Genomic DNA, 12,473 nt, shown 5'->3' with positions numbered 1-12,473 from the left:
TACAGATTTCAGCTTATAGCAACGCCTGGACGAAGCGTAGCACCACCGCGACCAGCAACAGGGCGACGCCGGCCCGTTGCCACTTGAATTCACTCGCAGTGAGTGTCATTTCCCGCCGCCAGAACATCAGCAGCCCGCGGGTGTCCCGGGTCCGTTGCCAGTAACGCAGGTAGGCATACAGCACGATGCAGAGACCGGCGATCAAGGCCACTTTTTCGGCGTAGAGCATATTCCTCTCCATTATCTCTTCCGCAATCCGTTGGCGCCTTCCTGGCAAAGCGCCAACTTAATTCATCACGGGTCTCTGCAGCTGCAGGTACATCAACGCCGCCGTCACCGCATCGCCGCGGGCGGTGTGCCGCTCCATGACCGGTACCTGCAGGGCGGCGGCCATGGCATCGAAGTGCAGGTCCGGCTCCAGTTCCGGTTTCCAGTGACGCATTTTTTTCTGATACAGGCTGGACAGCTCGATAGTGGCATTGGGCAGATCGAAGCCCAACAGAGGCCGCAGGTAACGGTTGATCATGGCCACGTCGAAATCCACGCACCAGCCCACCAGGGGACGATTGCCGATCACATCCAGCAGCTGCTCCAGCGCTGCGACCACGGACTCTCCTTCCTCCAGATCGACCGGCCGCAAACGATGAATACGAATGGAACTGCCTTCCAGACTGTCCGGCGCTTGCAGTTTGATATCCAGCGCCTGGCTACTCAGCACCCGCCCCTGCTTCACCGGCACCGCCGCGATGGAAACCAGCTCCGCATGGCGGCTGTCCAGCCCGGTGGTTTCACAGTCGATGGCCATCACCTCATCGCCCTGATAGGGCATAAAAAGATGGGCAAAGGGCCCCTGCCCGTGACGATGTCGATCGGTATAACGTCGCCAGTGCCTCAGCATGCCTTTTATCCTCCTGCCTGCACCCATGGCTATTCTCAGTACTCCAGATGGAAACGACGGGACAGGCGCTGTTTAAAATCACTGACCAGATGCAGGGCATCCCGGAGCAGGTCTCGCTCCAGGGATGACAGCCGCTGCACCACGATATGGTTGTCGGGTATGTTCATGGCATCACCATGCAGATGTTCGAGCTGATGATTCAGGCGCAGCTCACTGAACAGCTCCATGGCTTCCCCCAGGTCCTCGGCAAAGCCGGGCTCCAACACTTTCATCGCCACCAGCTTTTCCAGCCGGGCCAGGGTGGAGGTTTCTGAGATGCGGTGCTGCAAGGCCAGGGCACGCACACCATGAACCACCGGAAACAATGCCCCTTTCTTGATATCGATACCGTGCTGGGGCTTTTTCAGGGAACCGAACAGGTTCAATGGCGTGGCGAATTGCAGGATCGGCCGGGCAAAGTGGGCCATGAAAAGATCATCATCGCTGCAACGGTCGAACAGTGCCGTGCGCACGCTATCCAGCAAGCGGTTATCCCCGGCCACGCAATGGGCGTCCACCAGGGTGGTAATGCGGATCAGTCCCTCGCCACCCACATCCGCCGCCCAGCCATGGATTCGTCGCTGCCACTGACTCAGGCTACCCACCCACTCCGGGTTGGAGACCATCACCTTGCCAGGACAGGGGGGATAGCCCAGGGTCAGCAGGGTTTCAGAAAAACGCCGGGCATCGGTTTCGCAGCGGGGCCAGTGTTGATCATCCGCCAGGATCAGACCATTGTCCTGGTCGGTTTTCAGGATCTGCTCCCCGCGCCCTTCACTGCCCATGATGATCAGGCAGGCCTGGTGCTGTTCAGGCGGCACCACCATGGCAAACGCCTTGGCCATGATGCGCCCGTTAAGGGCAGCCAGAAGCTCCATGGCAAAGCGCATTTTCACGCCCTGGGCCATCAGCGCTTCCACCAGTTCCGGCAACCGTTCACTGGCAAGCCGTAACTCGTCCAGGGATTCGGCCTTCTCGATTTCCAGACCCACCACATAGGAGCGGCTGGAAAAGAAACTGAGCACATCGGTGAGCTCCACCACCCCCACCGCCTGCTCGCCCGCCATCACTACCACCCGTGCCACCTTGTGGCGGGTCATGCTTGTCAGCGCGGTGAACAGATAATCGTCCGGGCGAACGGTGACAAGTTGCCGCTCTGCCGCCGCGTCCAGCGGGGTATCGGCACTTTGCTCGTTGAGCACCAGGGCGGTCAGCAGATCGGTTTTGGTGACAATGGCAAAGCCGTCATCACTGTGGATCAGCACGCTGTCCACACCATGTTGCTTGAGCGCCGTCACCGCATCCCGCAGGGTACCGTCGGCGGCCATGACCAGCGGCTCGCGCATGCACTGATCCACCCGCGCCAGCATGAACCCGGCCAGGGTGACACCACCTTCCCGTCGCTCCGCCAGGCGCTGGCTTTTTTCCGCCAGGCTCTGGCGAAAGAAGCGGCCGAACTCCGGCTCACTGTCGCATAACTCCAGAAACAGGGCTGCGGGAATCAGATGGCACAGGGTCTGTTGCTCTGCGCGAAAACGGTAACGGCTTTTGCCATTGAGCACACTGATGGCACCGAACAGATCCCCGGCAGCATACACCCCCACCTGGCTGCGCCCATCCGGAGCCTTCACATCCAGCTCTGCCACACTGCCCTTGTGGACCACATAGACATAGTCACTGGGACTGGCCGCCTCGAGAATAATGTCACCGGGCTCGTAATAGGACAGATCCGTGCCCTGATGCAGGCGATGTCGGCCTGCTGTTCCCAGCAGGCTGAACGGATACTGGTCGAGTTCCTGTTCAATCATGGCGGCGGACCGGTTAGTGAAAAGGTGAAAGGTCAAAGCGTAAAAGCGCGGAGATGGCGCGACAGGAACAGAAATGCTCTGCCCGCGTTTCAACGTTAAACTTTCAACTTTTCACTCTCCTCTATTCTTTCAGAAAGCGCAAAACCGGTGCGGACTGACTGTTTCCACACCGGCTTGGCTCAACGTCTTTCTTTAGTGCGCCACAGCTTCACCGGCACCACGCGGAACACGGATGTCCTCCACGATATGCTGGATATGCTCCGGCGGCGGTGCCGTCACCCGGGAAACAGCAAAGGCCACGGCAAAGTTCAGCAGCATGCCGACGGTACCAATACCCTCCGGAGAGACACCCAGCAGCCAGTGCTCGGCGCTGTTCAGCTCCGGGGACACGAACTTGAAATAGACGATATAGGAGAAGGTAAAGGCAAGCCCGGTAAGCATGCCGGCAATGGCCCCTTCCTTGTTCATGCGCTTGTAGAAGATGCCCATCAGGATGACCGGGAAGAAGCTCGCCGCTGCCAACCCGAAGGCGAAGGCCACCACCTGGGCCACAAAGCCCGGCGGATTGATGCCGAAGTAGCCGGCGATACAAATCGCCACCACCGCTGCGCCACGGGCCGCCAACAATTCCTGCTTCTCGGTAATATCCGGCTTCAGGGTTTTCTTCAGCAAGTCATGGGAAATGGCACTGGAAATTACCAGCAACAGACCTGCTGCAGTGGATAGCGCCGCAGCCACCCCACCGGCCGCCACCAGGGCGATGACCCAGGCTGGCAAATTGCCGATTTCCGGGTTTGCCAACACGATAATATCGCGATCGATATACACTTCCGCATCGTTATCGCTGGGTGCATTGGTGAGTACACGCTCGCCATAGGCACCGGTTACTTCGGCACGGCTGCCGGCGAAAGTGGGCTTGCCTTCAAAGGCTGCGCCGGCACTCATCTGCACTGCGCCATCACCGTTCTTGTCCATCCAGCCGATCAGCCCGGAGTTTTCCCAGTTATAGAACCATTCCGGCAGTTCCTCATACTGGGTCTGGTGAACCGTATCAATCAGGTTAAGCCGGGCAAAGGCACCCACCGCCGGAGCCGAGGTGTACAGCAGGGCGATGAAGAACAGCGCCCAACCGGCACTGATACGGGCATCCTTTACCCGAGGCACGGTAAAGAAGCGCACGATCACGTGGGGCAAACCGGCGGTACCACACATCAGTGCAGCCGCGATAAAGAACACGTCAACCGTGGATTTGGAACCATCGGTGTAGGCCGTAAAGCCCAGATCAGTGACCACCTGATCCAGCTTGTGAAGAAGATAGACACCGGAATCGTTACCGGCCGCATCCAGCACGGTGGCACCGAAACCGGTCTGCGGCAGCACATGGCCAGTCATCATGATGGACAGGAAGACCGCCGGCACCAGGAAAGCAAAGATCAACACGCAATACTGGGCCACCTGGGTGTAGGTAATCCCTTTCATCCCGCCCAGCACCGCGTAGAAGAAAACGATGGCCATACCGATCACCACACCGGTATTGACATTCACTTCCAGAAAACGGGCAAACACGATACCGGTACCACGCATCTGCCCGGCCACGTAGGTGAAAGAAACGAAGATCACGCAGATCACTGCCACGGTTCGCGCCACATTGGAGTAGTAGCGGTCACCGATAAAATCCGGCACCGTAAATTTGCCGAATTTTCGCAGATAGGGCGCCAGCAACATGGCCAGCAATACGTAACCGCCAGTCCACCCCATCAGGTAGACCGACGCATCGTAACCGGCGTAGGCAATGATCCCCGCCATGGAAATAAACGAGGCGGCGGACATCCAGTCCGCTGCCGTTGCTGCGCCGTTGGCAATGGGAGACACCCCACCACCGGCCACATAAAAGTCTTTGGTTGATCCGGCTCGCGACCAGATCGCAATCCCGATGTAAAGCGCAAAGGAACCGCCCACAAAGAGATAGGTGAGTGTTTGAACATCCATAATCTTACCCCTCTCAGTCTTCGTGGACGTCGAATTTACGATCCAGCTTGTTCATGGATCGCGCATACATGATGATCAGCACCAGGAACACATAGATGGCTCCCTGCTGCGCAAACCAGAAACCCAGCTTGAATCCGAAAAACTGTATCTGATTGAGTTCATCCACCAGCAGGATTCCGCAGCCATAGGAGACGGCGAACCAGACAGCCAGGTAGGTCAAAATCAATCGCAGGTTGGCAGCCCAATAGGCGCGGGCATTTTCTTCTTTCATTACTCGTCCCTCTGCGTCCTCGTTGTAGCGGGCTATCCGCAATATCGGGATAGGCTCGCTATCAAGACTAGCCAAAGGGCATCGGCGGCACAGTATGACTTTAGTCGAAGCCCGGAAAGACAGAGGGGATGGGGAGGAGACAAGGCTGACGGGAAAATCCGTGGGCACGACCGGGACTTTGCGACAGACCGCCATCTATCGCGGCAGTTTCCCTGTCAGAATGGCGCTTATGCGTTAAAATGCGCCCCTGGTCCGGAACGGCCTTTCAACAGAACAACAGTGGATGTCCCATGAAAATTGCGCGATGGATGATCGGCGCCCTTCTGGTAGCAGCGATAGCTATCATTGTGTCTTTCCAGCTATCCCCCTCCCGGGATCACTGGCCTGTTGCCGAGCCGCATCCCCCGGCCCAACCCGGTGACGTGACCCTGACCTTCCTTGGTACCAGCACCGTACTGATCAGCGACGGCACCACCCACCTGCTCACCGATGGCTACTTTTCCCGGGTCAGCATCCCCCAGCTTTTTGGTCTGATCGAGCCGAACCCGGAACGTATCGACAACGCACTCAAACAGGCAGGTATCCGTAAACTGGATGCCATCCCGGTACTGCACACCCATTTCGACCATGCCATGGATTCCCCCCTGGTGGCGCAACGGACCGGCGCCCAGCTGTTGGGATCCGCGTCCACCGCCATGGTGGGGCGCGGTGGCGGCTTACCAGAAGCGCGCATCACCACGGTGCAGACTCACCACCCCTATCGATTCGGGGACTTCACACTCTACTTCGTTCCTGCCGGCCACGTGCCCTTGCCACAAGCCATTGAAAACTGGACCGGCAAGGGAGAGGTCACCGAACCGGTGATCCCGCCAGCCCCCCTGGGGGCCTGGGAAGAAGGCACCAGCTACGGACTGGTCGTCAGCCATCCGGCGGGAACCCTGCTGATTCAGGGAAGTGCAGGCATGCAGCCCGGGGAACTGGATCGCTACCAGGCCGACTATGCGCTATTGGCCAGCGCCAGCCTGGGCAAACAGAGTGAGGCCTATCAACAGGCATTTATGGAAGAAACCGCTCAGGCGGTGGGAGCGCACACGGTGATCCCCGTGCACTGGGATGATTTTTTCGCGGAACTGCGTGACGATGTGGCACCACTGCCCTGGGCCATGGACAACCTGGATGCATCGTTCCGTGCCATGGCGGATCGTCACGACGGTGATTTTTTCGTGCTGCCGCCGTTCCAGCCGTTTACGCTGACACCGCCTGCTGCGCCGCCGACAGAAACGGGGCCATAGCCAAGGGGTCGGATTCCCGCTTGACCTGCTCCAGCAACGCCCCGGCCTGGGGCCACTGCCGACGCAGGTAGCTCAGCCACTGCTTGACCCGCCCCGCCACCTGGGCATCGGTCCCGGTGCCGATCACATCGGCCAGGAACCGGCTCAGCACCGGCGGGATATCCTCCCAGCGCGTGGCGCGACCATCCCGCAAAGCACTGACCAGCCACGGGTCTGCCACCGCTCCACGGCCTATCATCAAATCGACACAACCGCTTTCCTGCTGGCAGCGCCGGGCATCCTCCGGCGTCCAGATTTCCCCATTGGCGATAACCGGTATCGATACCACCTGGCGGATGTGCCCAATGCGATCCCAGTAGGCCGGCGGGCGGTAACCCTGACGCTTGGTCCGGCCGTGCACCGTCAACCAGGCCGCGCCCGCGGCTTCCACCCCTCGCGCATTGTCCAACGCCAGCGCATCTTCTTCATTACCCAGCCGCATCTTCACAGAGACGGTAATGGAGGGAGGTACTGCGCGACGCACGGCGGCGGTCACTGCGTGCACCAGCTCCGGGTCGTCCAACAACACTGCCCCACCGCGATGGCGGTTCACCGTTTTCGCCGGGCAACCGAAATTCAGATCGATGGCCGGCGCCCCCAGCTCCACCGCCCGGGCCGCATTCTCTGCCACACAAGCAGGGTCAGAGCCCAGCAATTGCAAATGCACAGGGGTTCCCGCCCGGGTGCGCGAGCCATTCTTGAGCTCCGGGCACCAGCGATAGAACACCTTGGGTGGCAGTAACAGCCCGCTGACGCGGACAAATTCGCTGACACACCAATCGTAATGACCCACATCGGTGAGGGCCTGGCGAACCCAGAAGTCCGCCAGGCCCTCCATGGGCGCAAGGATGAGTTTCATGGCGGCGATTCTAGCAGAAAGGCACCCCGACACGCCGTGATGATTTCTTGCCAATCCCCCGCGCGGTCCCGCGTTGCGCGCTGCACCAGCGGCTTCCATACCGCGAAAACCGCTTTACGGAACCCACCACATGGCTCCGCCACAGGCATTATCCGGAAATCACAAACGCGACCCGGTTTCTTGCACTTCGGTTTCTCCTTTGCCAAGGTAAACCACAATGTCCGTAAAAAATGGAAGAGTTTGCGAACATTGTTTGCGGGAAATTTCCGTCAACCAGATAGTGAGGGTACACCATGACCATTCGATCACTCGCAGGCGCCGTCGCGGCCACGGTGATGATGGCGACACTGGCAGCATGCAGCGATAACGCTGATGAACCCGCCGCCAGCGCCGAGCCACAGGGACAGAACTGGCGCTATGCCCACGAAGAATACGAAGGTGATGTGCAGGATGTGTTCGCCTACAAATTCAAGGAATATATCGAGGAAAACTCGGCGCATACAGTCCAGATTCACCGTTTTGGCGAGCTCGGTGAATCCGATGACATCATGGAACTGACCCAGGCGGGCGTACTGCAATTCGTCAACCAGTCACCGGGCTTTACCGGTTCCCTGATCCCGGAAGCACAAATTTTCTTTATCCCCTACCTGCTGCCGGTGGAGTCTGAAAAGGTGGTTACTTTCTTTGAAGAAAGCAAGGCCATCAACGAGATGTTTCCCAAACTCTACGCCGAACAGGGTCTTGAACTGCTGACCATGTATCCCGAGGGGGAAGTGGTCATTACCGCCGACGAACCGATCACCTCGCCGGAGGATTTGCAGGGCAAGAACATCCGCACCATGACCAACCCCTTGCTTTCCGAGACCTATCAGGCCTTCGGAGCCACACCGACGCCCCTGCCCTGGGGGGAAGTGTATGGCGCCCTGCAGACCAATATTATCCAGGGGCAGGAAAACCCTATTTTCTGGATCCAGTCCGGCGGGCTTTATGAAGTCTCCCCGAATCTTATCTTCACCGGTCATAACCAGTTCACCACCGCCATGATGGCAAACCAGGAATTCTTCAATGGCCTGTCGGAAGAGGACAAGGCACTGGTACATGACGCCACTGAGCATGCTTTTGATCATATCGCCAATTACGTACCCGGCCTTGGCGAAAAAATGCTCGACAAGATTCTTGAAGACAGCGACGAGGTCACCGTTACCCGTCTCACCAAGGAACAGCGCCAGGCATTCCGGGAGCGTGCGCCACAGGTGGAGGAGCGCTTCGTGGAGATGACCGGCGAGAGCGGCGCCAAGCTGCTTGAGCAGTTCAAGGCCGATCTTCAAGCCATAGAAAGCGAATAGACAGGGAATGACTCGCCGGGGCCTGCACCTGTATGGGCGGCCCCGGCAACATCTCTCTCCGGAGCCCTGAATAACGCAAAAATGATTTCACGGGTTTCCCCGGCCAAACCCGCACCACGACCAGCCGGGGTACGGATCAGGATGATCCGTTAAACCGGCCATTGCAGAAGGATGCAATCATGAACGATGAGGCTCCCTCTCCACAGAAATCCTCCCTGCCCGGGTTTCTCGGCACACTCGACAACGGCATCGCCAAAGTCGAAGCCATCATCCTTGCCACCGGGGTCCTGCTCATGGCCATCAATACGGTGGCAAACGTGGTCGGCCGTTTTCTGCTCGGTGAAAGCCTGCATTTTTCCGAAGAGGTCAACCGCATCCTGATCGTCATGATCACGTTCGCCGGACTGGGCTATGCAGCCCGCCATGGCAGGCATATCCGCATGTCTGCCATCTACGACATCTTCCCCACAAACATCCGTCGGCTGATGATGATTCTGATCAGTTTCGTTACCTCAGCAATCATGTTTTTCCTGTGCTGGTACTCGGTCAGCTACATCCATTCCGTGTACAGCACCGGCCGGGTACTACCGACCCTGGGTTTCCCCATTTACCTGATTTATCTCTGGGTGCCGGTCGGCCTCACGGTCACCGGTATTCAGTACTTCATGGCCGGGATAAAAAATATTTTCTCTCGAGACGTTTATCTGTCCACCACCGTGCTGGATGGTTATGACGAGCAGGAAACGGAGATCTGACGGATGATGGCCTGGATCATGTTTCTCGTCATGCTGGCGCTGTTGCTGTTCGGGTTTCCGATGATGGTGCCGCTGATTGTCGGCGCCGTGGTTGGCTTCGTGATGATGTTCGACGGCTTCGACAGAATGGACTTCTTTATTCAGCAAATGCTGGCCGGCATTCGTCCCACCGCCCTGATAGCGGTCCCCATGTTCATTCTCGCCGCCGACATCATGACACGCGGTCAGTCGGCCAATCGTCTGGTCAACATGGTGATGGCCTTTATCGGCCATATCAAAGGCGGCCTGGCGGTCAGCACCGCGGCCTCCTGCACGCTGTTTGGCGCGGTTTCCGGTTCCACTCAGGCCACGGTTGTGGCTGTGGGCTCACCGCTCCGACCGCGGATGCTGGAATCGGGTTACAAGGATTCCTTTACCCTGGCGTTGATTATCAATGCCAGCGACATTGCCTTTCTGATCCCGCCCAGCATCGGCATGATTATTTACGGTGTCATTACCGGCACCTCCATTGCCGAATTGTTCATCGCCGGGATCGGTCCGGGCCTGCTGATTCTGCTGCTTTTTTCCATCTATTGTGTGATCTACGCCCACACCCAGAACGTGCCCACAGAAGCGAAAGCCGGCTGGGGGGAACGCCTTTCTTCAGTACGCAAGGCGCTCTGGCCTCTGGGTTTTCCGGTCATCATTGTCGGAGGGATTTATGGCGGCATTTTCAGTCCCACGGAAGCCGCTGCGGCCTGCGTCCTGTATGCGGTGATACTGGAGTTCGTTATTTTTCGCTCTCTCAAGGCTATGGATATCTATGCCATCGCCAAATCCACGGGCCTGATCACCGCAGTGGTATTTATCCTGGTAGCGGTGGGCAACGGTTTTTCCTGGATTATTTCCTTTGCCCAGATTCCGCAAACCATTCTCGGCACGTTGGGTATCAATGAAGCCGGTCCGATCGGTGTCCTCACTGCTATCGCGGTGGCTTTCTTTATCGCCTGCATGTTCGTGGACCCCATCGTGGTCATTCTGGTTCTTACCCCGATCTTTGCGCCCGCCGTGGCATCTGCGGGACTGGACCCGGTACATGTGGGAATCCTGATCACCATGATGGTGGCCGTCGGCTCGGCCACCCCACCTTTCGGTTGCGACATTTTCACCGCCATCGCCATTTTCAAGCGGCCTTACTGGGAAGTCATCAAGGGAACGCCACCCTTTGTGGCAATGCTGCTGGGTGCCACTGTGCTGGTCATCTTTTTCCCGCAAATTGCCCTGTTTCTACGTGACCTTTTCTTCCTCTGATCAGGCACCGGACAACGACCCGCAAGGAGGCAGGTATGTATCAACGAATTCTCGTCCCCGTCGATGGCTCACAGGGCGCACTCAACGCCCTTGAACATGCCGCCAGGTTGCAGCAGGACAATGATGCGCAGCTGCTTCTGCTTTGCGTTTTCAAACACCACAGCCTCTTCGAGGCATCCCTTTCCATGGTTCGCCCCAATGATGTGCAGCTGCCGGATGATGCGCTAAAGGAGTACGCGTCTTCGGTGGCAGATCAGGCCAAACAGCTGGCCACGAAGGCCGGCGCCCGAAATGTACGGGCCTTCGTCAAGGGAGGCAGACCATCCCGGGCCATTATCCGTTTTGCCAAAGACAACAATGTGGATCTGATTGTGATGGGCTCACGGGGCACCAGCGGCGATGTGGACGGTTACTTTCTGGGCAGTGTCTCCCAGCGAGTGGCCAGCCTGGCGTCCTGCCCGGTACTGATTGTCTGAATCTGAAATAAAAGGGAGATCAAGGATGAAACACCCACATACCCTGCCGCTGAGCGCGGCCTTGCTCGCGGCCATGGCAGCCATACCGGCCCATGCAGAGTTGACCGTCACCCCCTACGGTTCGTTACGCATTCAGGCCGAAGCGGTCTCGGTGGATGAGGCGCAACCGGGCGAAGACGATTCCTACACGGGACTGCGTGATGCCTATTCCCGGCTTGGCGTTAACGCCAGCTACAATGACTTCGACAACGTGGATATCACCGCCACACTGGAGTTCCCGATCAACTCCGCCCGCCTGCGTGCCGAGGATCCCACTTTCTTCCAGGAGCTTTACAAGGAAGACAACAACAGCATGCCCCGCGTCGCCACGATTTCTGCGGCCCATGATCAATATGGCAGCGTCACCGTCGGCACCCAGTGGCTGGCCTACTACAACAATGTGGCTTACCCGGTGGATTTCTTCAGTTCGTTCTACTCCGGCTACGCGACCCAGTCCGCCTTTCGCCGTGACGCCCTGACCTATACCTCGCCAAGCTTGGCCGGCATCACCGCCACCGTATCCGGGGTGGATATGACCGACGAAGCCGGCACCCGCTACCTGGACACCATGCAATATGCACTGTCCTGGTCGCTGGACAAGCTGACACTGGCAGCGGCCTTTCAGGACACCGAACAGGACTCCGGCGACCGCCCGGATCAGGTCGGTGCTTCAGCCACCTACACCACCGGTCCCTGGCGTTTCGCGGCCAAGGTGGAACAGCTGTTGTCCCACAGCAGTGTCAGTGAGGATCCGGACCCGATCACCTACAACCTGTATGGTTCCTACAGCTGGAACAAGTACACCTTCAAGGCCATGTATGCCCAGGGAGAGGAAAGCGATGGTGAAGGCGAAGCCTTTTTCCAGGGCGATTCCGTCCATGTGGGGGTGGACTACCAGCACACCGAGGCACTCAAGTTGTTTGCCGAATATTTCTATGAAGAGCTGGGCTACGCGATCTACACCCCTAACTCGGACAGCTTTAATCCCCTGGCCGGTTATCAGGTGCAAAGCGACGGACAGGTCTTCACGGCGGGGCTGCGCTACGATTTCTGAATGGCGTCCCGCCGCGTTGTACCGTGCGGCCGCAAACACCACAGGCCCGGGCCGATCGGTCGGGCCTGTGAGGTGTTGAATTTCAGGAAATCACTCGCTTCGTTGGCGCGGAAGGAAAAGGATCCCGCCGGTGACGCGCAGACGAGACGCCATAGCTTAGGAGATCAGAGGAAGAAGCGGTCTACGGCCTCCGGCGGGTCTTTCACTATAAGCAGCCTCCCGCCGGCACCGGAACCCCCTGGTTAGAACCATTTGGAATCAATCTCTCACGGCTTCTGAAAATCCCGATTTCTTCCTTCGTTATCAGCTACTTGCAAA

The 12,473-nt window shown here is 58.3% G+C and carries 12 protein-coding genes; 6 read left to right on the top strand and 6 right to left on the bottom strand.

Annotated elements, in window-relative coordinates; all coding sequences use genetic code 11:
* Positions 1-13 precede the first annotated feature (13 nt).
* The 5 genes from A0251_RS05360 to A0251_RS05340 form a co-directional block, all read right to left on the bottom strand.
* A complete protein-coding gene (locus tag A0251_RS05360; protein WP_062815799.1) occupies positions 14-229 on the bottom strand; it encodes a hypothetical protein in 216 nt (71 codons plus the stop codon).
* Positions 230-286: 57 nt separating this feature from the next.
* Positions 287-898: a 3'-5' exonuclease gene (locus tag A0251_RS05355; RefSeq protein WP_062815798.1), complete on the bottom strand. Its 612-nt coding sequence runs from the start codon at positions 896-898 to the stop codon at positions 287-289.
* A 35-nt stretch (positions 899-933) separates the two neighbouring features.
* Positions 934-2,745 (bottom strand): DUF294 nucleotidyltransferase-like domain-containing protein, encoded by a 1,812-nt coding sequence (locus tag A0251_RS05350; RefSeq protein ID WP_062815797.1) that lies wholly within the window; start codon positions 2,743-2,745, stop codon positions 934-936.
* Positions 2,746-2,937: 192 nt separating this feature from the next.
* Positions 2,938-4,734, bottom strand: a complete 1,797-nt coding sequence (locus A0251_RS05345) for a sodium:solute symporter family protein (protein ID WP_062815796.1) — start codon at positions 4,732-4,734, stop codon at positions 2,938-2,940.
* 13 nt (positions 4,735-4,747) lie between these two features.
* Positions 4,748-5,005 (bottom strand): DUF4212 domain-containing protein, encoded by a 258-nt coding sequence (locus A0251_RS05340; protein ID WP_062815795.1) that lies wholly within the window; start codon positions 5,003-5,005, stop codon positions 4,748-4,750.
* 290 nt (positions 5,006-5,295) lie between these two features.
* On the opposite strand from A0251_RS05340, the gene A0251_RS05335 reads away from it, so the two are divergent.
* A complete protein-coding gene (locus A0251_RS05335; protein ID WP_062815794.1) occupies positions 5,296-6,297 on the top strand; it encodes an MBL fold metallo-hydrolase in 1,002 nt (333 codons plus the stop codon).
* Here the strand turns inward: A0251_RS05335 and A0251_RS05330 are convergent.
* Positions 6,251-7,195 (bottom strand): tRNA-dihydrouridine synthase family protein, encoded by a 945-nt coding sequence (locus A0251_RS05330; RefSeq protein ID WP_082810768.1) that lies wholly within the window; start codon positions 7,193-7,195, stop codon positions 6,251-6,253. The genes A0251_RS05335 and A0251_RS05330 overlap by 47 nt on opposite strands.
* 338 nt (positions 7,196-7,533) lie before the next feature.
* On the opposite strand from A0251_RS05330, the gene dctP reads away from it, so the two are divergent.
* From dctP to A0251_RS05305, 5 genes are all read left to right on the top strand, one after another.
* Positions 7,534-8,541 carry a TRAP transporter substrate-binding protein DctP gene (gene dctP, locus A0251_RS05325; protein WP_369798874.1) on the top strand — a complete coding sequence of 336 codons (1,008 nt, stop codon included), beginning with the start codon at positions 7,534-7,536 and terminating at the stop codon, positions 8,539-8,541.
* A 179-nt stretch (positions 8,542-8,720) separates the two neighbouring features.
* Positions 8,721-9,296, top strand: a complete 576-nt coding sequence (locus tag A0251_RS05320) for a TRAP transporter small permease (RefSeq protein ID WP_062815793.1) — start codon at positions 8,721-8,723, stop codon at positions 9,294-9,296.
* A 6-nt stretch (positions 9,297-9,302) separates the two neighbouring features.
* Entirely contained in the window at positions 9,303-10,586 is a 1,284-nt protein-coding gene (locus tag A0251_RS05315) for a TRAP transporter large permease (RefSeq protein ID WP_062816009.1), read from the top strand.
* A gap of 35 nt (positions 10,587-10,621) precedes the next feature.
* Positions 10,622-11,062 (top strand): universal stress protein, encoded by a 441-nt coding sequence (locus A0251_RS05310; protein ID WP_062815792.1) that lies wholly within the window; start codon positions 10,622-10,624, stop codon positions 11,060-11,062.
* Between the two features lie 25 nt (positions 11,063-11,087).
* Entirely contained in the window at positions 11,088-12,155 is a 1,068-nt protein-coding gene (locus A0251_RS05305) for a porin (protein ID WP_062815791.1), read from the top strand.
* Positions 12,156-12,473: the final 318 nt, after the last annotated feature.

It is taken from the genome of Alcanivorax sp. NBRC 102024 (assembly GCF_001602235.1).
Classification (GTDB): domain Bacteria; phylum Pseudomonadota; class Gammaproteobacteria; order Pseudomonadales; family Alcanivoracaceae; genus Alcanivorax.
This window is presented reverse-complemented; position numbering and strand designations above follow the sequence as displayed.

Bases quoted from the DNA above. Each gene is read 5' to 3' on its own strand.
- A0251_RS05360 (WP_062815799.1), bottom strand. From the start codon at position 229: ATGCTCTACGCCGAAAAAGTGGCCTTGATCGCCGGTCTCTGCATCGTG.
- A0251_RS05355 (WP_062815798.1), bottom strand. From the start codon at position 898: ATGCTGAGGCACTGGCGACGTTATACCGATCGACATCGTCACGGGCAG.
- A0251_RS05350 (WP_062815797.1), bottom strand. From the start codon at position 2,745: ATGATTGAACAGGAACTCGACCAGTATCCGTTCAGCCTGCTGGGAACA.
- A0251_RS05345 (WP_062815796.1), bottom strand. From the start codon at position 4,734: ATGGATGTTCAAACACTCACCTATCTCTTTGTGGGCGGTTCCTTTGCG.
- A0251_RS05340 (WP_062815795.1), bottom strand. From the start codon at position 5,005: ATGAAAGAAGAAAATGCCCGCGCCTATTGGGCTGCCAACCTGCGATTG.
- A0251_RS05335 (WP_062815794.1), top strand. From the start codon at position 5,296: ATGAAAATTGCGCGATGGATGATCGGCGCCCTTCTGGTAGCAGCGATA.
- A0251_RS05330 (WP_082810768.1), bottom strand. From the start codon at position 7,195: ATGAAACTCATCCTTGCGCCCATGGAGGGCCTGGCGGACTTCTGGGTT.
- dctP (WP_369798874.1), top strand. From the start codon at position 7,534: ATGGCGACACTGGCAGCATGCAGCGATAACGCTGATGAACCCGCCGCC.
- A0251_RS05320 (WP_062815793.1), top strand. From the start codon at position 8,721: ATGAACGATGAGGCTCCCTCTCCACAGAAATCCTCCCTGCCCGGGTTT.
- A0251_RS05315 (WP_062816009.1), top strand. From the start codon at position 9,303: ATGGCCTGGATCATGTTTCTCGTCATGCTGGCGCTGTTGCTGTTCGGG.
- A0251_RS05310 (WP_062815792.1), top strand. From the start codon at position 10,622: ATGTATCAACGAATTCTCGTCCCCGTCGATGGCTCACAGGGCGCACTC.
- A0251_RS05305 (WP_062815791.1), top strand. From the start codon at position 11,088: ATGAAACACCCACATACCCTGCCGCTGAGCGCGGCCTTGCTCGCGGCC.